Raw genomic sequence first — 20,022 nt, 5'->3', positions numbered from 1 at the left:
GACGCTGATCTGAAATTTTTAACCTGAAGGACGTTTACGTTCTTTTTTTCGAACAGCCTATTGTCCTTTACCCCTGTTGACCCTAGGATTCGTTTGAGATTTCAAACGCTCTTGCCTGGGTGCCCAAGCGCATGTCTATCCTTGTGTGCGACATTTTCGTGCTTTTACCCAGTGAACGATTTTCCTGACGGCAGCTTTGTCCAGGGCTTGCAGACGCGCCAGCGCGGTCCATGCCTGACAGGGCGCCTTTTTTACAATCACAATTCGCCCCGCGTATGCGCGGTGCTGTTAAGGAAGCCGACATGCAGCTCAAAGACGCCCAGTTGTTCCGCCAACAAGCCTTCATCGATGGAGCTTGGGTTGACGCGGACAACGGTCAGACGATCAAGGTCAACAACCCCGCTACCGGTGAAATCCTCGGTACCGTACCCAAGATGGGCGCCGCCGAAACCCGCCGCGCCATCGAAGCCGCCGACAAGGCCCTGCCGGCCTGGCGTGCCCTGACCGCCAAGGAGCGCGCCACCAAGCTGCGCCGCTGGTATGAATTGCTGATCGAAAACCAGGACGACCTGGGTCGCCTGATGACCCTGGAGCAGGGCAAGCCGCTGGCCGAAGCCAAGGGCGAAATCGCTTACGCCGCCTCCTTCATCGAATGGTTCGCCGAAGAAGCCAAGCGCATCTATGGTGACGTGATCCCGGGCCATCAGCCGGACAAGCGCCTGATCGTGATCAAGCAGCCGATCGGCGTGACCGCCGCCATCACCCCGTGGAACTTCCCGGCGGCGATGATCACCCGTAAAGCCGGCCCGGCCCTGGCCGCCGGTTGCACCATGGTCATCAAGCCCGCTTCGCAAACCCCGTTCTCGGCCCTGGCCCTGGTGGAACTGGCGCACCGCGCCGGGATTCCGAAAGGCGTGCTCAGCGTGGTCACCGGCAGTGCCGGCGACATCGGCGGCGAGCTGACCAGCAACCCGATCGTGCGCAAGCTGTCGTTCACCGGCTCCACCGAAATCGGTCGCCAGCTGATGGCCGAATGCGCCAAGGACATCAAGAAAGTTTCCCTGGAACTGGGCGGCAACGCGCCGTTCATCGTGTTCGACGACGCCGACCTGGATAAGGCCGTCGAAGGCGCGATCATCTCCAAGTACCGCAACAACGGTCAGACCTGCGTCTGCGCCAACCGCCTGTACATCCAGGATTCGGTCTACGACGCCTTCGCCGAGAAGCTGAAAGTGGCCGTGGCCAAGCTGAAGATCGGCAACGGTCTGGAAGAAGGCACCACCACCGGCCCGCTGATCGATGAAAAAGCCGTAGCCAAGGTCCAGGAACACATCGCCGACGCCCTGAAAAAAGGCGCGACCCTGCTGGCCGGTGGCAAGCCGATGGAAGGCAACTTCTTTGAGCCGACCATCCTGGTCAACGTACCGAAAGACGCGGCCGTGGCCAAGGAAGAAACCTTCGGCCCGCTGGCGCCGCTGTTCCGCTTCAAAGACGAAGCCGAAGTCATCGCCATGTCCAACGACACCGAGTTCGGCCTGGCGTCGTACTTCTACGCCCGCGACCTGGGGCGTGTGTTCCGTGTGGCCGAGGCCCTGGAATACGGCATGGTCGGGGTCAACACCGGCCTGATCTCCAACGAAGTGGCGCCGTTCGGTGGCATCAAGGCTTCGGGCCTGGGCCGCGAAGGTTCCAAGTACGGGATCGAGGATTACCTGGAAATCAAATACCTCTGCCTGGGTATCTGATCCGGTTTCAAGCGCCGGGGGCACGAGAGCGCTGTCCCCTGGCGCCGCTTTAAAAACGCACTTTTTCAAGGTGGCCCGGGACCGCTCCGGCAGTCGATCATCGCATGCTGTCGCAGGCGCTTCCCCGCCCCGCAACCCTTGAATCACACCGCTGTAGCAGCGGTGAATGAGGACACTATGAGCAAGACCAACGCATCCTTGATGAAACGCCGTGAAGCCGCTGTACCACGCGGTGTTGGCCAGATTCACCCGATCTTCGCCGACAGCGCGAAGAACGCCACCGTCACCGACGTTGAAGGCCGCGAGTTCATCGACTTCGCCGGCGGTATCGCGGTACTGAACACCGGTCACGTGCACCCGAAAATCATCGCCGCGGTGACCGAGCAGTTGAACAAGCTGACCCACACGTGCTTCCAGGTTCTGGCCTACGAGCCTTACGTGGAGCTGTGCGAGAAAATCAACGCCAAGGTTCCGGGTGACTTCGCCAAGAAAACCCTGCTGGTGACCACCGGTTCCGAAGCCGTGGAAAACGCCGTGAAGATCGCCCGTGCCGCCACTGGCCGCGCCGGCGTGATCGCCTTCACTGGCGCCTACCATGGCCGCACCATGATGACCCTGGGCCTGACCGGTAAAGTCGTGCCTTACTCGGCCGGCATGGGTCTGATGCCAGGCGGTATCTTCCGTGCGCTGTACCCCAACGAACTGCATGGCGTGAGCATCGACGACTCCATCGCCAGCATCGAGCGCATCTTCAAAAATGACGCTGAGCCACGTGATATCGCTGCCATCATCATTGAGCCGGTGCAAGGCGAAGGCGGTTTCTACGTCGCGCCCAAAGAGTTCATGAAGCGCCTGCGCGCCCTGTGCGATCAGCACGGCATCCTGCTGATCGCCGACGAAGTGCAGACCGGCGCGGGCCGTACCGGCACCTTCTTCGCCATGGAACAGATGGGTGTTGCCGCCGACCTGACCACCTTCGCCAAATCCATCGCTGGCGGCTTCCCGCTGGCCGGTGTCTGCGGCAAGGCCGAATACATGGACGCCATCGCTCCAGGCGGCCTGGGCGGCACCTACGCCGGTAGCCCGATCGCCTGTGCCGCCGCTCTGGCGGTGATGGAAGTGTTCGAAGAAGAGCACCTGCTCGATCGCTGCAAGGCGGTGGGCGAGCGTCTGGTGACCGGCCTCAAGGCCATCCAGGCCAAGTACCCGGTGATCGGCGAAGTGCGCGCCCTGGGCGCGATGATCGCGGTGGAACTGTTCGAGAACGGCGACAGCCACAAGCCGAACGCCGCTGCTGTGGCTCAGGTCGTGGCCAAGGCTCGCGACAAGGGGCTGATCCTGCTGTCCTGCGGCACCTACGGCAACGTGTTGCGGGTCCTGGTTCCGCTGACCTCGCCGGACGAGCAACTGGATAAAGGCCTGGCCATCATCGAAGAGTGCTTCGCTGAACTCTGAGTGGTTGCTGCTGTGACCTGATCGACAAAAAAACCCGCTTCGGCGGGTTTTTTTCATCCCCAGGCGGTCCATAGGGGATTTGCGCTGTATGGAAGCCCGTGCATTGACTAAGGTGCAAAGGATTGCCTAGGGAGCGTGCTGCATGACCGCTGTTGATTTACCCGCTGTACCTCGTGTGCTGATTGCCGAGGCCGATCCCTGGTCTCGCGATTTGCTCAAGCAAGTGCTGCTCAACGTGCGCTGTGACGCGCGTCTGGATCTGTGTGCCGACGGTCAGGAAGCCCTGGAACTGTTGAGCGCCAAACCTTATGACCTGATCATTGCCGACTGGGAGTTGCCGGGCATCGACGGTCTCGCCTTGCTGCGCTCCGTGCGCCAGCGCAAGCGCAACCCGTTGCAGCCATTCATTCTGCTCAGCGTGCGCAGCGACAGTGCCAGCGTGCGCGAGGCCTTGCCTCTGGCACCCACGGCCTACCTGACCAAACCCTTGAACATGGAAAGCCTGACCCAGCGCCTGCAGGGGCTGCTGCTGGATGCTGGCCAGGAGGTTGCCTGCGAGGTGCCGACCCTGGCCCCGGGCATGACCCTGTGGACCTTTCTTGAACGCCGTCGCGAGATCGCCGATGGCGCGCCGCTGCTGACCGATGTGCAATTGGCGGTCAAGCGCAGCCTCAACCCCGACGGGCTGGACCTCAAGCTGCTGGAGGAGGAGATCCGCACCGATCCCCAGATCACTGCCGTGCTGATCTGCGCCGCCAACAGTGCCGCGCAACACAACGGTGAAGGCGTACAGACCCTGTCCCAGGCCCTGCACCGGCTGGGTACCGGGCAGAGCATGAACCTGATTCTGGGCCTGGCCCTCAAGCGTAGCGCGCGGCTGAGCGAGCCGGCCCTGGCTGACTATGCCGAGCGCTACTGGGAGTTGTCCCTGCACACGGCGGAATATGGTCGGACCCTGGCCCGCCTGCTGGACCTGGATCAGGAGCGTTGCTATTGCGCGGGCCTGTTGCACCGGTTGGGCGATCTGGCATTGCTGCGTTGTCTGCAAGAGTGGAAGCAGGCCGGTGGCGAACTGGATGAGCAGGAAGAAATCGGTGATGCCCTGGAGCGCTTCGGTGCCGCCTATGGTTCGGCGCTGCGCACTCGCTGGCGCATGCCCCTGGAGCTGCGTGAACTGATCGCCTCGATCTACCAGTTGGGCGGAGGGGTCTATTCCCGCGAAGCCCTGGTGATGAACCTGGCGGCGCAACTGGCGCGGCTGACCGAACATGAAGGGGTGGAGGAGGTGGCCCGCAGCAAGACGGCGCGCCTGCTGAAAGTCGGCTTGCCGGAGCTTTCCCGCCTGCGCAAGGGCTGATCCTCTTTAGCCGCCGGCTCGCCGGCGAGGACATTCGCCACCGCGCTGTGGGCCTTTAGGGCCTGTTCGCTGGGAAGCCAGCTCCCACGGATGGGGGCGCGCGTGGTTATCCGCTGACGATGCGGTTCTTGCCCTGGCGCTTGGCTTGGTACATCGCCGCATCGGCCCGGGCGAACAGGCTGTCGAGGCTTTCATCTTCGCGGCGCCGGCTGCTCAGCCCCTGGCTGATGGTGATGTTGAAGGTCTGGCCCTGACAACTGAAGGTCTGCCGCTGAATCTCGCGCTGCAGGCGTTCGGCGACCTGATGGGCCATGTCCGCGCTGCAGCCGGGAAACACCGCCGCGAACTCTTCACCGCCGATGCGCCCGAACAGGTCTCCCCGACGCAGTGCAGCCCGTCCGCTTTCGGCAATGCGCTGCAGAACGATGTCGCCTTCGGGATGGCCGTAGGTGTCGTTGATCACCTTGAAGTCATCGATGTCCAGCAACAGAAAGACCAGGGGTAAACCTTGCCGGCGTGCCTGTTCGAACTCGCGGTTGGCGCATTCGAAGAAGTGCCGGCGGTTGCTGCTCTGGGTCAGCACATCAGTGGTGGCCAGGCGTTGCAGCTCGGCTTCCAACTGCTTCTTTTCGGTGATGTCTTCGGCAATGCCCACCACGATCAGCCGCTGCCCGGGTTCGGTGTTGCGGTTGATGAAGCATTTGTCGCTGAGCCAGCGCACCTGCCCCTGGGCATCGATGATGCGGTACTCGCGATCTTCCACCGCGCCCCTGTCCAGGACCTGGGCCAGGCTGCGCTCGGCGTATTCCAGGTCGTCGGGGTAGATGCTGTCGCGCCACTGGTTGAAGTCCGCCAGCAGCAGGCCTGCCGGGCGACCGAAGATCCGTTCATAGGCCGGGCTGACGTACAGCACCTGGCGGTTGTCCCAATCGAAGGCCCAGAGCACTGCATTGACGCTGACCAGCAGGGCGCTGAACAGCTGCTCGCGCTCGGTCAGGCGGGCGACTTCGCCCTGTGCATGCATCAGGGCCATCAGGGTTTGCGCGGCTTCGGGCCACTGGGGAAGCGAAGATGGAGTGTGTGAATTCTTATTGACCATCGGCACAGATCTCAAAGGGCGTGCCGCGCCAAGTTCGACAGCGGCCACAACCAAGCCCGCCTGGGTGGCGAAGTGTTCAGTGAGATAGGGGATCGGACGCTAAGTTCCCAGCCGTTGCGGCGATACTTGGCGCGCCCGCCGGACGGTCGCAGTCGCCCCTCGCCGGCTTGTGGCGAGGGGCTTTGGCTCAGGCTGCGGTAGGACGCAGGGAGTAGGTTTTCAGCTGATTGGCGAAGTCCCGCAGGGACTGGATACCGCTGGCCTCGGCCTCGTGCACCCAGTCCTTGATCGCCGCCAGCATGTCGTGGCCGTTGGCGCTGGTCTTGACCCAGATCTGCTGCAGGGCCAGGCGCTTTTCGTAGATCACCTTCAACGCCTGGCTGTGTTCCAGCATGGTCTGGATGCGCAGGTGGTGGCGGTCTTCCAGCAGGCTGGTTTCCCGGGACAGCAGGCGCTTGGCGCGATGGAACTGGTGGCGCACCGAGTGATCGACCTTGGCCAGCTCCTGCTTCACCAGCGGGCCGATCACCAGCTTGCGGTACTGGGCCATGATCTGGAACCGGTTGTTGAGGATGGCCATGGCAGTGTCCATGTCCAGGTGGCCCTTGCCTTCGACCCGGTGGGCGATAGGCGCTACACGCTGGACCTTGGCCAGGCGCAGGAAACTGAAGACCTTGATCCAGGCCCAGCCCATGTCGAACTCCCACTTCTTCACCGAGAGCTTGGCCGAATTGGGGTAGGTGTGATGGTTGTTATGCAGTTCTTCGCCGCCGACGATGATGCCCCAGGGCACCAGGTTGGTGGCGGCGTCGCGGCATTCGAAGTTGCGGTAGCCGACGGCGTGGCCCAGGCCGTTGATCACGCCGGCGGCCCAGAATGGAATCCACATCATCTGGATCGCCCAGATGGTGATGCCGATGGTGCCGAACAGCAGCAGGTCGATGACCGCCATCAGCGCGATACCGCCCAGCTTGTAGCGGCTGTAGAGGTTGCGCTCGATCCAGTCTTCCGGGCAGTTCTTGCCGTAGATGCGCAGGGTTTCCGGGTTCTTGGCCTCTTCGCGATACAGCTCGGCGCCCTTGCGCAGCACCGTGGACAGGCCCTTGATCACCGGGCTGTGGGGGTCGTCGACGGTCTCGCACTTGGCGTGGTGCTTGCGGTGGATGGCGGTCCACTCGCGGGTGTTCTGCGCCGTGGTCAGCCACAGCCAGAAGCGGAAGAAGTGTTTCAGGCCGGCGTTGAGTTCCAGGGAACGGTGCGCGGAATAGCGATGCAGATAGATCGTGACCGCAACGATGGTCACGTGGGTCATCAACAGAGTGACTGCCACCAGTTGCCAGGCGGACAAGCCAAGTAAACCTTCGTACCACATAGGCGATAAGGCCCTCGATAAAGAAAAAAACAGCCCAGGCATTATCACCAAGCCCGCGGAGAAAACCAGTCGCCCTTTCAGATAAGAGTGGCGGCATGTTTCTTCCTCTATAATCCCGAACTTTTCGTGTGGAAATAGACGGACTTATGTCGGTTTCTTATCGCAATGGCTTGCGTGCCGCGCTGCTCTATCTGCTGCTGTCCCTGATCTGGCTGCAGTTCAGTGGTTATTTACTGAGCAGTTTCTTCGATGAATTTGCCGACCAGGCCTACTGGCACGAGGTCAGTGGCTACGCCTGGGCACTGGTCAGCGCGGTGCTGATCTTCTTTGCCCGGGCCCGCCTGTTGCGAGTCATGGGCGCCGACCGCTGGTTGCGCCATCAGCAGAAGGATCGCGAGCGCCTGCGCCAGGCGGCGGCAGTGTTCGACTGCACCCGCGAGGGCGTGCTGGTCAGCGACACCCAGGGCCAGATCGTCCACGTCAATCGCGCCTTCATCGAGATCACCGGCTACCAGCGCGAAGAAGTGCTGGGTCGCCAGCCGAGCCTGTTCAAGTCCGGCCACCATTCGCCGGACTTCTACAAGGCGATGTTCGACTCGCTGCAGAAAACCGGCGAATGGAGCGGCGAAATCTGGAATCGACGCAAGAGCGGCGAGATCTACCCGCAATGGCAGAGCATTCGCGCGATCCGCGATGAGCAGGGCGAGCTCACCCACTATGTCGCGGTGTTCTCCGACATCAGTGCAATCAAGGATTCCGAGCACGAACTGGCCCACCTGGCCCACCACGACCCCTTGACCGACCTGCCCAACCGCCTGCTGTTCACCGATCGTGCCGAACAGGCCCTGGCCTCGGCGCAGATCCATAAGCGCGGCTGCGCGATGCTGATGATCGACCTGGATCATTTCAAGATGATCAACGACAGCCTCGGCCACAACGTCGGCGACCAGTTGCTCAAGGCCGTGGGCGAGCGCCTGGGGGGCATGTTCGGCCCGGGCATGACCCTGGCGCGTCTGGGAGGCGACGAGTTCGCAGTGCTGGCCGAAAGCTGCCCGCAACTGGTGCAGGCCGCGGCCCTGGCGCAGCGCATCATCGACGGCCTCAAGGAGCCCTTCCAGCTGGGTGAACAGCAGGTGGTGATCAACGCCAGCATCGGCATCAGTCTGTTCCCCAGTGACGCCCTGAGCGCCAGCCAGCTGCTGCGCAACGCCGATGCGGCGCTGTTCAAGGCCAAGAGCGCCGGGCGCAACGGCTATGCCCTGTACACCGAGGAACTCACCGCCCATGCCCAGCAACGGGTGGAGATTGCCTTCGAACTGCGCCGGGCCCTGGAGCAGCAGGAGCTGCGGGTCTACTACCAGCCGGTGCACGATCTCAAGAACAGTCGCCTGATCGGCGTCGAGGCCCTGGTGCGTTGGGAGCATCCGCAACGCGGCCTGGTGTCCCCGGCGGAGTTCATTCCGATTGCCGAACGCACCGGGATGATTGCCGAGATCGACGCCTGGGTCATGCAGCAGGCCTGCCGGCAGATGTGCCAATGGCAGGCTGAAGGTGTGGTGCTGTCGTTTGTCGCGGTGAACGTATCGACCCGTCTGTTCGCGCGCAGCGAGCTCTATCAGCAGGTGGCCCAGGTGCTGCACGACACCGGCCTGGACCCGGCCTACCTGGAACTGGAGGTCACCGAAAGCGCGGTCATGGACGATCCCGAGGTGGCGCTGGAGCAGATGCACCGTCTGCGTGAACTGGGCATTCGCCTGGCCATCGATGACTTCGGTACCGGCTACTCGTCCTTGCTGCGCCTCAAGCGCCTGCCGGTACAGAAGCTCAAGATCGACCAGGGTTTTGTCGCCGGCCTGCCGTTCGATGAAGACGATGCGGCGATCTCTCGGGTGATCATCGCCCTGGCCCAGAGCATGGGCATGCAGGTTCACGCCGAGGGTATCGAGCAAGCGGAGCAGGCGCGGTTCCTGCTCGAACACGACTGTGACCTGGGCCAGGGCTACTGGTTCGGCCGGCCGGTGCCGGCGGAGCAGCTCGACTGGAGCAATGCCCCCGCCATCCGCTGATACCCCTGTAGCCGCTGCCGCAGGCTGCGAACGAGCTGGGCGCCACTCCGACACAGCGGTTGCGGCGATGTCAGGACGTCAAGGGGTCCTCTATGGATCGCCAGGCAAGGCCCTGCGGGCCTTGTCGCAGCCTCGCGAAAGCTCGGCAGCGGCTACAGGATCGAATGCGCCATGGCCAGGGGAGTTCCCAGGCCCAGCCCGGACGGGCGCGCCGACCAAACGGCCTCCACCAACCCTTGTAGCCGCTGCTGAGCCTGCGAAGCTGCGAACGACCGCAACGCGGGCGCAAATGTTGTAGACCGCTGAAGGCCTGACGGCCTTGTCGCAGCCTCGCAGGCTCGGCAGCGGCTACAGGGGGCTAAGCTGCTGTCAGGTCGAATAATTTTTCTGGTTATATAAACATTCTTAAACAGTATTTTTAAGAATATCCGCGCCTATCTACTATTGCTCCCACGCCGCAAGCAGTGCCGCCACTGCCAGGCACCTTTCACTCAGGAGCAGCACCATGAGCGCATCTCTACGTAGCGTTGACGGCCAGGACGAAGCAACCATCTTGCGGGAAATTCAAAGCGCCCTGCGCGACCTGCGCTTTGGCGCGGTGGAAATCACCGTGCACAACGCCCAGGTCGTGCAGATCGAACGCAAGGAAAAATTCCGCCTGCAACAGCCCGGCAACAAACCCAGCTGACTGCAGCGCAGTCGAAGACCGCATCACCCTCTCGTGATCGAGAGGCCCGACTGGACAACCGGAGGGCGTCATCCATGACCCCCAGTCTGAACCCCAGCATTCGCCCACGAATGCGGGCCTGATTCGCCATAAGAAAAATGCCAGCACTTTAAAAAATTTCGGGAGCTCCATCATGTCGTCGATTCGCCGTTATGCCCTGGCCGCCCTCGCCAGCGCCGTTTTTGCCGGTTCCGCCGTTGCCAAGGATTACGAGCTGCTCAACGTGTCCTACGACCCGACCCGCGAGCTGTACCAGGACTACAACGCCGAGTTCACAAGCTTCTGGAAGCAATCGCATCCCGGCGACAACGTGAAGATCCAGCAATCCCATGGTGGTTCCGGCAAACAGGGCCGGGCGGTGATCGACGGCCTGCGCGCCGACGTGGTGACCCTGGCCCTGGCCGGTGACATCGACGAAATCGCCAAGCTTGGCAAGACCCTGCCGGCGGACTGGCAAAAACGCCTGCCCGACGCCAGCACGCCCTACACTTCGACCATCGTGTTCCTGGTGCGCAAGGGCAATCCCAAGGGCATCAAGGACTGGGGCGACCTGATCAAGAAAGACGTCTCGGTGATCACCCCCAACCCGAAAACCTCCGGTGGTGCGCGCTGGAACTTCCTCGCTGCCTGGGCCTATGGCCTGAAGGCAGGTGGTAGTGAGGCCAAGGCCCAGGAATACGTCAAGGAGCTGTTCAAGCACGTACCGGTGCTGGACACCGGCGCTCGCGGCTCGACCATCACCTTTGTCAACAACGGTCAGGGCGACGTGCTGCTGGCCTGGGAAAACGAAGCCTTCCTGGCCCTCAAGGAAGACGGCGGCGCCGACAAATTCGACATCGTCGTGCCTTCGCTGTCGATCCTCGCCGAGCCGCCAGTGGCGGTGGTGGACAAGAACGCCGAGAAGAAAGGCAACACCGAGATCGCCGAGGCCTACCTCAAGCACCTGTACAGCCCGGCCGGCCAGGAAATCGCCGCGAAGAACTTCTACCGTCCGCGAGACAAGGACGTCGCCGCCAAATACGCCCAGCAGTTCCCCAAACTTGACCTGGTGACTATCGACAAGGACTTCGGCGGCTGGAAGACTGCGCAACCGAAATTCTTCAACGACGGTGGTGTGTTCGACCAGATCTACACGGCCCAGTAAACCTGTTGTAGGAGCTGGCTTGCCAGCGAAGGCGCCCTCAAGGGCCACACCAGGCTGCAGGCCCCTTGGCCGGCAAGCCGGCTCCTACCAGGTAGAGCCCGCATTCAGTTGCGGGCTTTGCGTATCCGCTCCGTTAACCAAGGACTTTTATGTCGCGTCGTATCTCCCCCGTCATACCCGGCTTCGGGCTGACGCTGGGCTACACCTTGGTGTACCTCAGCCTGATTGTGCTCATCCCCCTGGCGGCGATGTTCGTGCATGCCGCGCAACTCACCTGGGAACAGTTCTGGGCGATCATTTCGGCGCCACGGGTGCTCGCCGCGCTCAAGCTGAGCTTCGGTACCGCGCTGTATGCGGCCATGATCAACGGCGTCATCGGCACCCTGCTGGCCTGGGTCCTGGTGCGCTACAGCTTCCCCGGACGCAAGGTCATCGATGCCATGATCGACCTGCCGTTCGCCCTGCCCACCGCCGTGGCCGGCATTGCCCTGACCGCGCTCTACGCGCCCACCGGCCTGGTGGGCCAGTTCGCCACCGACCTGGGCTTCAAGATCGCCTACACGCCCCTGGGCATCACCCTGGCGCTGACCTTCGTCACCCTGCCATTTGTGGTGCGCACGGTGCAGCCGGTGCTGGCGGACATTCCCCGTGAAGTGGAAGAGGCCGCCGCCTGCCTGGGCGCCAAGCCCTGGCAGGTGTTCCGCCACATCCTGGTGCCGGCCTTGCTGCCGGCCTGGCTCACCGGCTTTGCCCTGGCCTTCGCCCGGGGCGTTGGCGAGTACGGCTCGGTGATCTTCATCGCCGGCAACATGCCGATGAAGACCGAAATCCTGCCCCTGCTGATCATGGTCAAGCTCGACCAGTACGATTACACCGGCGCCACTTCCATCGGCGTGCTGATGCTGGTGGTTTCCTTCATCCTGTTGCTGCTGATCAACCTGCTGCAGCGGCGCATCGAACGTCCATAAGGAGGCGCGACTCATGTCTCAATCGTCTATCGCCGCCTCGTCGGCCAACGCCGCCCGCCGTGGCAGCGCCACCTCGCGGCGGGTGCTGATTGGCCTCGGCTGGCTGATCTTTGCCCTGTTTTTGCTGCTGCCGTTGTTCATCGTGGTGTCCCAGGGCCTGAAGCTGGGCATCGGTGCGTTCTTTGAAGCGATCTTCGAGCCCGATGCCTTGTCGGCGCTGAAACTCACGGTGATCGCGGTGCTGATCTCGGTGCCCCTGAACCTGGTGTTCGGGGTCAGCGCCGCCTGGTGCGTGAGCAAGTACTCGTTCCGTGGCAAGAGCATCCTGGTGACCCTGATCGACCTGCCGTTCTCGGTGTCGCCGGTGATCGCCGGCCTGGTCTACGTGCTGATGTTCGGCGCCCAGGGCCTGTTCGGCCCGTGGCTTTCGGATCACGACATCCAGATCGTCTTCGCCTTGCCGGGCATCGTCCTGGCCACCATCTTCGTCACCGTGCCCTTCGTCGCCCGGGAACTGATCCCGCTGATGCAGGAGCAGGGCACCCAGGAAGAGGAAGCCGCCAGGTTGCTGGGGGCCAATGGCTGGCAGATGTTCTGGCACGTCACCGTGCCCAATATCAAATGGGGCCTGATCTATGGCGTGGTGCTCTGTACCGCCCGGGCCATGGGCGAATTCGGCGCGGTGTCGGTGGTGTCCGGGCACATTCGCGGGGTCACCAACACCCTGCCGCTGCACGTGGAAATCCTCTACAACGAGTACAACCACGTGGCCGCGTTTGCCGTCGCCAGCCTGTTGCTGATCCTTGCGTTGTTCATCCTGCTGCTCAAGCAGTGGAGCGAATCCCGAATCAACCGCCTGCGCGCCAGCGCCGCGGAGGAATAAGTCATGTCGATCGAAGTCCGTAACGTCAGCAAGAACTTCAACGCCTTCAAGGCCCTCAACAGCATCAACCTGGATATCCACAGCGGCGAGCTGGTGGCCCTGCTGGGCCCGTCCGGCTGCGGCAAGACCACCCTGCTGCGGATCATCGCCGGCCTGGAAACGCCGGACGACGGCAGCATCGTGTTCCACGGCGAGGACGTTTCCGGCCACGACGTGCGCGATCGCAACGTCGGTTTCGTGTTCCAGCACTACGCCCTGTTCCGCCACATGAGCGTGTTCGACAACGTCGCCTTCGGCCTGCGCATGAAGCCCAAGCACCAGCGTCCCAGCGAGAGCAAGATCGCCGAGAAGGTCCATGAGCTGCTGAACATGGTGCAGCTGGACTGGCTCGCCGACCGCTACCCGGAGCAGCTGTCCGGCGGCCAGCGCCAGCGTATCGCCCTGGCCCGCGCCCTGGCGGTGGAGCCCAAGGTGCTGCTGCTGGACGAGCCCTTCGGCGCCCTCGACGCCAAGGTGCGCAAGGAGCTGCGGCGCTGGCTGGCGCGGCTGCACGAAGACATCAACCTGACTTCGGTGTTCGTTACCCACGACCAGGAAGAAGCCATGGAAGTGGCGGACCGCATCGTGGTGATGAACAAGGGTGTGATCGAGCAGATCGGCTCCCCGGGGGACGTCTACGAGAACCCGGCCAGCGACTTCGTCTACCACTTCCTGGGTGACTCCAACCGCCTGCACTTGGGGGAGGACAACCACGTGCTGTTCCGCCCTCACGAAGTGTCGCTGTCGCGTTCGGAACTGGAAGACCATCACGCCGCCGAAGTGCGCGACATCCGTCCCCTGGGCGCCACCACCCGGGTCACCCTCAAGGTCGAAGGCCAGAGCGAACTGATCGAGGCCGAAGTGGTGAAAGACCACGACAGCCTGATCGGCCTGGCCCGTGGCGAGACGCTGTTCTTCAAGCCCAAGGTCTGGCAGAAGCACAGCAGCCTCTAGGGCGGTGCAGGCGCACGCCTGCCGACCCGAACAGCCCTCGGACCTTCGCCCGGTCCGGGGGCTTTTTCGTTTGCGTGCGGGCCCCCGGGGCGGCTTGCCGCCGGGTGCTTCAAACCATGGCTTTCTTCTGACGCAGGGCCACCGGGCCCGAACGCTGCTCGATGGCCTGTTTCAAGTCATGGCGCAGTCCCAGCAGGAACGCCAGTTCGGCCACCACGAACAGCGGGCCGACGATCAAGCCCGACAGATCATCGACAAAGGCCGGCTTGCGGCCTTCGTAGTAATGGCCGATGAACTGGATCACCCAACCGATCACGAACAGGCCCAGGCCGCAGCTCAACCAGAGTCCGGTGCTTTGCGCCGCCAGTACCTGACCGGCCCACACCGAGAGCCCCATCAGCACACTCATCAACACGCCCAGGCGCAACTCCAGGCGCAGGTAGAACAGCGCCGAGGCCAGGGCCAGCAGCACGGCCGGCGACAGCACGATGCCCGCCAGCGGCCAGGCGGGACGGGACAGCAGCACCGCCACCGCCAGAACGATCATGGGAATGCCGATAAAGTGGCTGGCGATATTGCGCGGGTCGCGGTGGTAGGCGGCGTATTGACTCAGATGATCAACGAGGCTTTTCATTGTTGTTCCTCCGTTAGGGTGGCCCGATCATGCCCGGCCGCCGATCACGGCACTGTCAGCTAGGCGACAATCACGCCGATGCCTTGAGGAAAAAACCTGTTCATGGACATGCAGCCATGGCGTGACTGCCTGATGACCGGCCAGTGGTTCAGCCACCTGCCGGATTCCTTACAGAATAGTTTGCTCGGCGGTGCCCGCCTGCGCCGCTTGGCGCCGGGGCAATGCCTGTTTCTGCGCGGCGATCCGCCCTGCGGCTTGTACGCGGTGCTGGAAGGGACGGTGCGGGTGGGAGCCGTCAGCGAGCAGGGCAAGGAAGCCTTGCTCAGCCTGATGCAAGCGCCGCACTGGTTTGGCGAGATCTGCCTGTTCGACGGCCAGCCGCGCACCCACGATGCCTACGCCGAGGGTGCCTGCACCCTGCTTCAGGTGCCGCAGTCGAGCTTGTTGCAACTGTTGGAGCAACAGCCGCAGTACTGGCGCCAGTTCGCGCTGTTGATGAGCCACAAACTGCGCCTGGCCTTCATCAACCTGGAACAACTGAGCCTGATGCCGGCGCCGGCGCGGGTGGCCAGTCGCCTGCTGGCGATGGCCGGCGGCTACGGCGAAGTCAGCCAAAGTCGCAGCCTGCTGCAACTGCCCCAGGAGCAACTGGCGCTGATGCTCTCGCTGTCCCGCCAGACCACCAACCAGATCCTCAAGGACCTGCAGCACCAGGGCATCCTGCGCTTGAGCTACGGCGAGATCGAAATCCTCGACACCGAGCGCCTGCGCGCCCTGGCCGGCCTGTAGGCGCTGGCTTGCCAGCGAAGGAGCCCGCAAGACCGCCCTCGTAAGCAGCGGGTTCCTACGAACCGCGATAGGTCGAGAAGCCATATGGACTGAGCAACAACGGAATGTGGTAGTGCTGCTCGGTCTGCTTGACCTCGAAGATCACCGGAATCTCCGGGAAGAAGGTGTCACGCTTGGCCTGCTTGAAGTATTCGCCGGTCTTGAACACCACCCGGTATTCACCCGCCGTCAGCGCCTGGCCAGCGGGAAACAGCTCACTGATCCGCCCCTGCTCGTTGGTCACGCCGCTGGACAGGGCTTTCCAGTCCTGGCCCACATGCTGCTCCAGGGTCACCTTGACTCCTGGCGAGGGCAGGCCGTTCTCCAGGTTCAGCACATGCACGCTCAAGGGATTGCCCGCCGCCAGGGCCAGGCTCGACAGACCGCAGAGGCCGATGGCCGCTAGGCTATTACGCAAAATATTCATGTCCCACTCCTTTCTCGATTGAACAAACAACAGACTCTGTAGCCGCTGCCGAGCCCGCGAGGCTGCGCATTAGCACAACGCGGGCGCGGCTCTCCCGTTCACTGACGTCCGGCCTCGGCCGCCAACCCCACCCGCTGTGCCGCCTGTAACGCGCACGCCTCGTCCTGCGCCGCGCCGCCCGCACCGGCAATGCCCATCGCGCCCACCAGCTGGTTGTCGGCAAACAAGGGAATGCCGCCGCCGAGCAACAGCAGCTCCGGCAAGGTGTTGAGGTTGGCCGCCTCGGGGTTGTTGCGCGCCCGCTCTGCGAACAGCCGGGTAGGGGTCTTGGTGGACAGCGCGGTATACGCCTTGCGCTGGCTGGCGAGGGTGTTGTGCGGACCTACGCCATCGGCGCGCAGGGTCACCAACAGGTTGCCGCCACGGTCCAGCACCGACACCACGGCGGTGCATTGGGCCAGGCTGGCGTCGGCCAACTGACGGGCGATGGCCAGGTCCAGCTCTGCGTGACGCGCAAGCTCCGGGGCCGCCAGGGCAGTGCCGGCAAGGCCAAGACCAACGCTTAGAACGAGGGTTTTGCAGATCATGGGAAGGCTCCTGAAAGACAGGCCGCCACCTTACCCAGCGGTGCTCGTCAGAACCTCGTCATTTGGATTACAAGTTTGTAATGGGCAAGCGCGCGTCGGGCGCCTAGCCTGTGCCGATCATTTCCGAGGTGCACCATGCGTTTGCTGGTAGTTGAAGACGAAGCCAAGACCGCGAATTTTCTGGCCAAGGGGCTGGGAGAGTCCGGATTCGCCGTGGACGTGGCCCTGAATGGCCTGGACGGGCGCCATTTCATCGAGCAGCAGGAATACGACCTGATCATCCTCGACGTGATGCTCCCCGGCCTCAACGGTTGGCAGTTGCTGCAGTTGATCCGCCAGCGCGGCGCCACGCCGGTGCTGTTCCTCACCGCCAAGGACGCCATCGAAGACCGGGTTCGTGGCCTGGAGCTGGGCGCCGACGACTACCTGCTCAAGCCCTTTGCCTTCGCCGAACTGCTGGCCCGGGTCCGCACCCTGCTGCGCCGCGGGCCGCTGCGCGAGGCTGAATCCTTCAGCATCGCTGACCTGGAGATCGACGTGCTGCGCCGTCGGGTCAGCCGCGGTGGCCAGCGCATCGCCCTGACCAACAAGGAGTTCGCCCTGTTGCACCTGTTGGCCAGCCGTCAGGGCGAAGTGCTGTCGCGGACCCTGATTGCCTCCCAGGTGTGGAACCTGAATTTCGACAGCGACACCAACATGGTGGAAGTGGCGGTGCGCCGGTTGCGGGCCAAGGTCGACGATCCCTACATGCCCAAGCTGATCCACACCGTGCGTGGCGTCGGCTACCAGCTGGAAGCCCCGGATGAAGCGCTCTAGTTCCATCGCCTGGCGGCTGGCCCTGGCCTTTGCCGCGGTCTGCGCCCTGGTGCTCAGCGTGATCGGGGTGTTCCTCTACCGCTCCCTGGCCGAGGAAATCGCCTACCGCGACGACCTTGCCCTGTTGGGACGTCTGGAACAGGTGCGCGCCCTGCTGCAGGACAGCGACAGCCTGGACGCCCTGCAAGCCCGGCCCCGGCTGTACCAGAACATGCTGGGCAACCAGGAAAGCCTGCTGCTGGTGCTGCGGGCCGATGGCTCGACGGTGATCGGCATCAACCCCCGGCAACAGCGCTTGCCCGAGTTGCTGCCGATTGCCCGTGAGCAGCGCCCGCAACGCCGCGACATCCTCCTCTGGCCGGGCAGCGACCAGATTCCGCTGGCCCTGCTGGCGGGGCAGGCCAGCGGCCCCAAGGGCGAGGCCCTGACGGTGATTGCCGGGAAGGTGCTCAGCGAGCGCGAGCAGATGCTCGCCAGCTACCGCCTGCGCCTGTACCTGGCGGTAGGCCTGGGGGCCTTGCTGGCCTTCGCCCTGGGCTTGCTGTTATTGCGTCGGGGCTTGCAGCCGCTGCGCCAGCTCAGCGAGTCGGTGCGCGAGATCGATCTGCGCAGCCTCGACCGGCGCCTGCAGACCACCGGCATCCCGGCCGAATTCCACGAGCCGGTGCAAGCCTTGAACGCCATGCTGGCGCGCCTGGAAGAGAGCTTTCAGCGCTTGTCGCAGTTCTCCGCCGACCTGGCCCATGAAATCCGCACGCCGTTGCACAACCTGTTGGGCAGCAACGGCCTGGCCCTGAACCAGCCGCGTAGCGCCGCGGAGTACCAGGAAGTGCTGGCCTCCAACATGGAGGAGTTCGAGCGCCTGGGACGCATGGCCGAGAACCTGCTGTTCCTGGCCCGGGCCGAGCAGGCCGATGCGGCGCTGGACCGCCAGCTGCTGTCACTCTCGGGCGTCGGCGCGCAGTTGTGCGACTACTTCGAAGCCCTGGCCGATGACCGGCAAATCCGTCTGGAGAACGGTTTTTACGGCGAGCTGCTGGCCGATCAGCAACTGCTGCAAAGGGCCCTCGGCAACCTCCTGGCCAACGCCGTGCGCCACGCCGACGCGGATTCGCTGATCCGCCTGCGGCGCCGCGACGAAGCGGGCTGGTGCTGGCTGCAGGTGCACAACCAGGGCCCGGCGATTGCCCCTGAGCATCTGCCTCGGTTGTTCGACCGCTTCTACCGGGTTGACCCCTCCCGCGCCGAACCGGGGGATTCCGGCGGCCTGGGCCTGGCCATCGTGCGCTCGATCATGCTGCTGCATGGCGGTCAGGTGCGGGTGACCAGTGATGCCCAGGCCACGGTGTTCGAACTGGGTTTTGCGGTTCTTTAACGGTGACCGGATCAACGGGTCAGGCTGCGCGCCACACCGGTTTTCCAGGCCTCGCTCATGGCCTCGGCCATGCCCTTGAAGGTGGGATGTGCCGCGCTATAGACCTGCATCTCGCCCATCGCCTGCGCCATGCCGTGCTCGACCTGTTGCAACAGTTCATGGCTGCGGCCTTCGCTGAGGTTGCAGGCCGTGCGGGCGAAGCGCAGCAGCGCCTGGCGTTTGGGCCAGGCCTTGGAGCCTCCCAGCAATAGCGCCAGGCTGTCCGCCTTGATGTAGACCGACGTGGTCACCAGATCAAAGGCCGGTGCCAGGCTGATGGGGGCTTCCACATCCGTGTCGGGGTACAGCACGCCGAAGTTCTTCAGATGGGCATCGCCATTTCTCAGTCCGGCCGACAACGCCACGATCTTGAAGAATGACTCCAGGGCCCGGTTCAGTAGGTGTGGGGAGACAAAGGCCTTGATCTGTTTCGCCGCGCCTTCGTAGGAGCCGTCGTACTTGGCTTTCGCCGGCCAGGCGTTGAGCACGCAGAAATCCTCGAAACCCAGGTAGCCCTGGGCGCTCAGGTCGAAACGTTTGACCACCAGGAACTGGCCATTCTGGCTGAGTTCGATCTCCGGCACCGGCAGGCCTGCATGCAGCGCCGCACGCATGCAGAAGAATTCGTTGGCGGCCAGGTGGGGGTATTGATCTGCGCGGAAAGCCTTCACCAAATGAGTGGCGCCGCGATGGGTCAGGCGTTCGACGCTGTTGCTGCTGTCGCGGATCAGGACTTTGGGCTGCACCCCGGAAACGCCTGAATACTGGCCATAGGTCGCCAATAGATCCTCGAACAGTCCCTCGGCACCGTCATGCACCAACAGGTCCTCCAGGCTGGTTTCCGGCAGGGGCGCCTGGGGTGATTGCGTTGTGCTGATGGCCACCCGACCCAGTTGGTACGGCCCCACGATCGATAGCAGAGCGAAGTCGTCGAAACCGCGCACCGCCTTGCTGAAACGGCGCAGCAGTTCATCACGCAGCGAACCTTCCGGCAGGTGCATATCGAACACCGGTGGCAGGCCTCGATCCCAGCCATAGCTCGCCAGGCGTGGCGGCATGGTCAGCGAGACCGCGTCGCGGGGTGAGGTGTTGTCGTTGTAGGTGAAAACCGAGTCCGCCTGCGCCTGGCCACGGCCGAGAGTGCCCACCGCCATGCCGGCCACACGGATGTGCAGCCGCTGTTGCTCAGTCATGGAAATGCGCCTGTTTCAGGCTGTCCAGGGTCGGGCGTTGCCGGGGGCGGGGCACGGCGCTGAGCTCGTAGCCAAAACCATTGAGAATGGCTTCGACCTTGCGCAAGCCGATTTCGGTAATGGTGTTGTTTTCAATCCCCGAGATGGTGGCGCGGCTCATGCCGTATTGTGCTGCCAGTGCCTGCTGCGAGAGCTTGCGCTCTTTGCGCAGGGTCCGGATCAGTTGTCCAAGGCTTTCCATGGGGTTTATTCCGCATTGTATGCAATGCATTTTTACTGAAAATTATTTAATGCATCCTATTTGATGCATTGTG

The 20,022-nt window shown here is 63.3% G+C and carries 19 protein-coding genes; 12 read left to right on the top strand and 7 right to left on the bottom strand.

Annotation, left to right across the window (positions count from 1 at the left end; translation table 11 throughout):
* The first annotated feature begins 302 nt into the window (after nt 1–302).
* The 3 genes from gabD (at nt 303) to J5M73_RS11295 (ending at nt 4,557) form a co-directional block, all read left to right on the top strand.
* Nucleotides 303–1,745 (top strand): NADP-dependent succinate-semialdehyde dehydrogenase, encoded by a 1,443-nt coding sequence (gabD, locus tag J5M73_RS11305; protein WP_060836957.1) that lies wholly within the window; start codon nt 303–305, stop codon nt 1,743–1,745.
* A gap of 177 nt (nt 1,746–1,922) precedes the next feature.
* On the top strand, nt 1,923–3,200 hold the full coding sequence (gabT, locus tag J5M73_RS11300) for a 4-aminobutyrate--2-oxoglutarate transaminase (protein WP_102862579.1): 1,278 nt from the start codon (nt 1,923–1,925) through the stop codon (nt 3,198–3,200).
* A 142-nt stretch (nt 3,201–3,342) separates the two neighbouring features.
* Nucleotides 3,343–4,557, top strand: coding sequence for a response regulator (locus J5M73_RS11295; protein ID WP_102862580.1), 1,215 nt, complete (start codon nt 3,343–3,345; stop codon nt 4,555–4,557).
* 106 nt (nt 4,558–4,663) lie between these two features.
* Here the strand turns inward: J5M73_RS11295 and J5M73_RS11290 are convergent, their stop codons facing one another.
* Together J5M73_RS11290 and desA are read right to left on the bottom strand one after the other, a co-directional pair.
* Nucleotides 4,664–5,656, bottom strand: coding sequence for a sensor domain-containing diguanylate cyclase (locus tag J5M73_RS11290; RefSeq protein ID WP_102862581.1), 993 nt, complete (start codon nt 5,654–5,656; stop codon nt 4,664–4,666).
* Between the two features lie 187 nt (nt 5,657–5,843).
* Entirely contained in the window at nt 5,844–7,028 is a 1,185-nt protein-coding gene (gene desA, locus J5M73_RS11285) for a delta-9 fatty acid desaturase DesA (RefSeq protein ID WP_102862582.1), read from the bottom strand.
* 146 nt (nt 7,029–7,174) lie between these two features.
* On the opposite strand from desA, the gene dibA reads away from it, so the two are divergent.
* The 6 genes from dibA (at nt 7,175) to J5M73_RS11255 (ending at nt 13,809) form a co-directional block, all read left to right on the top strand.
* Entirely contained in the window at nt 7,175–9,094 is a 1,920-nt protein-coding gene (gene dibA, locus J5M73_RS11280; protein ID WP_102862583.1) for a phosphodiesterase DibA, read from the top strand.
* Between the two features lie 505 nt (nt 9,095–9,599).
* Complete coding sequence (oscA, locus tag J5M73_RS11275; RefSeq protein WP_022643503.1) at nt 9,600–9,782, top strand: sulfur starvation response protein OscA; 183 nt, start codon at nt 9,600–9,602, stop codon at nt 9,780–9,782.
* 172 nt (nt 9,783–9,954) lie between these two features.
* Nucleotides 9,955–10,965 (top strand): sulfate ABC transporter substrate-binding protein, encoded by a 1,011-nt coding sequence (locus J5M73_RS11270; protein WP_115581344.1) that lies wholly within the window; start codon nt 9,955–9,957, stop codon nt 10,963–10,965.
* 149 nt (nt 10,966–11,114) lie between these two features.
* Nucleotides 11,115–11,933, top strand: a complete 819-nt coding sequence (gene cysT / locus J5M73_RS11265) for a sulfate ABC transporter permease subunit CysT (protein ID WP_102862585.1) — start codon at nt 11,115–11,117, stop codon at nt 11,931–11,933.
* Between the two features lie 13 nt (nt 11,934–11,946).
* Nucleotides 11,947–12,816 carry a sulfate ABC transporter permease subunit CysW gene (cysW, locus tag J5M73_RS11260; RefSeq protein ID WP_016968484.1) on the top strand — a complete coding sequence of 290 codons (870 nt, stop codon included), beginning with the start codon at nt 11,947–11,949 and terminating at the stop codon, nt 12,814–12,816.
* 3 nt (nt 12,817–12,819) lie between these two features.
* Entirely contained in the window at nt 12,820–13,809 is a 990-nt protein-coding gene (locus tag J5M73_RS11255) for a sulfate ABC transporter ATP-binding protein (protein ID WP_102862586.1), read from the top strand.
* Nucleotides 13,810–13,918: 109 nt separating this feature from the next.
* On the opposite strand, the gene J5M73_RS11250 is transcribed toward J5M73_RS11255, so the two are convergent.
* On the bottom strand, nt 13,919–14,443 hold the full coding sequence (locus tag J5M73_RS11250) for an Mpo1-like protein (RefSeq protein WP_102862587.1): 525 nt from the start codon (nt 14,441–14,443) through the stop codon (nt 13,919–13,921).
* A 102-nt stretch (nt 14,444–14,545) separates the two neighbouring features.
* Between J5M73_RS11250 and J5M73_RS11245 the strand changes: the two genes are divergently transcribed.
* On the top strand, nt 14,546–15,232 hold the full coding sequence (locus J5M73_RS11245; RefSeq protein WP_102862588.1) for a Crp/Fnr family transcriptional regulator: 687 nt from the start codon (nt 14,546–14,548) through the stop codon (nt 15,230–15,232).
* Nucleotides 15,233–15,287: 55 nt separating this feature from the next.
* On the opposite strand, the gene uraH is transcribed toward J5M73_RS11245, so the two are convergent.
* Nucleotides 15,288–15,698, bottom strand: a complete 411-nt coding sequence (gene uraH / locus J5M73_RS11240; RefSeq protein WP_102862589.1) for a hydroxyisourate hydrolase — start codon at nt 15,696–15,698, stop codon at nt 15,288–15,290.
* A gap of 98 nt (nt 15,699–15,796) precedes the next feature.
* On the bottom strand, nt 15,797–16,285 hold the full coding sequence (locus J5M73_RS11235; RefSeq protein WP_207815652.1) for a heme-binding protein: 489 nt from the start codon (nt 16,283–16,285) through the stop codon (nt 15,797–15,799).
* A gap of 135 nt (nt 16,286–16,420) precedes the next feature.
* Between J5M73_RS11235 and J5M73_RS11230 the strand changes: the two genes are divergently transcribed.
* Nucleotides 16,421–17,101: a heavy metal response regulator transcription factor gene (locus J5M73_RS11230; protein ID WP_102862591.1), complete on the top strand. Its 681-nt coding sequence runs from the start codon at nt 16,421–16,423 to the stop codon at nt 17,099–17,101.
* On the top strand, nt 17,088–18,476 hold the full coding sequence (locus tag J5M73_RS11225) for a heavy metal sensor histidine kinase (protein WP_102862592.1): 1,389 nt from the start codon (nt 17,088–17,090) through the stop codon (nt 18,474–18,476). Before J5M73_RS11230 ends, J5M73_RS11225 begins: the two co-directional genes overlap by 14 nt.
* 11 nt (nt 18,477–18,487) lie before the next feature.
* On the opposite strand, the gene J5M73_RS11220 is transcribed toward J5M73_RS11225, so the two are convergent.
* Both J5M73_RS11220 and J5M73_RS11215 read right to left on the bottom strand, forming a co-directional pair.
* Nucleotides 18,488–19,708: a type II toxin-antitoxin system HipA family toxin gene (locus tag J5M73_RS11220; protein ID WP_207815650.1), complete on the bottom strand. Its 1,221-nt coding sequence runs from the start codon at nt 19,706–19,708 to the stop codon at nt 18,488–18,490.
* On the bottom strand, nt 19,701–19,949 hold the full coding sequence (locus J5M73_RS11215) for a helix-turn-helix transcriptional regulator (RefSeq protein WP_102862594.1): 249 nt from the start codon (nt 19,947–19,949) through the stop codon (nt 19,701–19,703). The genes J5M73_RS11220 and J5M73_RS11215 overlap by 8 nt, the downstream gene beginning before the upstream one ends.
* Nucleotides 19,950–20,022: the final 73 nt, after the last annotated feature.

The sequence above is a fragment of the Pseudomonas sp. 50_B genome (assembly GCF_017491625.1).
GTDB classification, from domain to species: domain Bacteria; phylum Pseudomonadota; class Gammaproteobacteria; order Pseudomonadales; family Pseudomonadaceae; genus Aquipseudomonas; species Aquipseudomonas danubii.
Note: the sequence above shows the minus strand (reverse complement) of the source record. Positions and strands in the feature narration are given on the sequence as shown.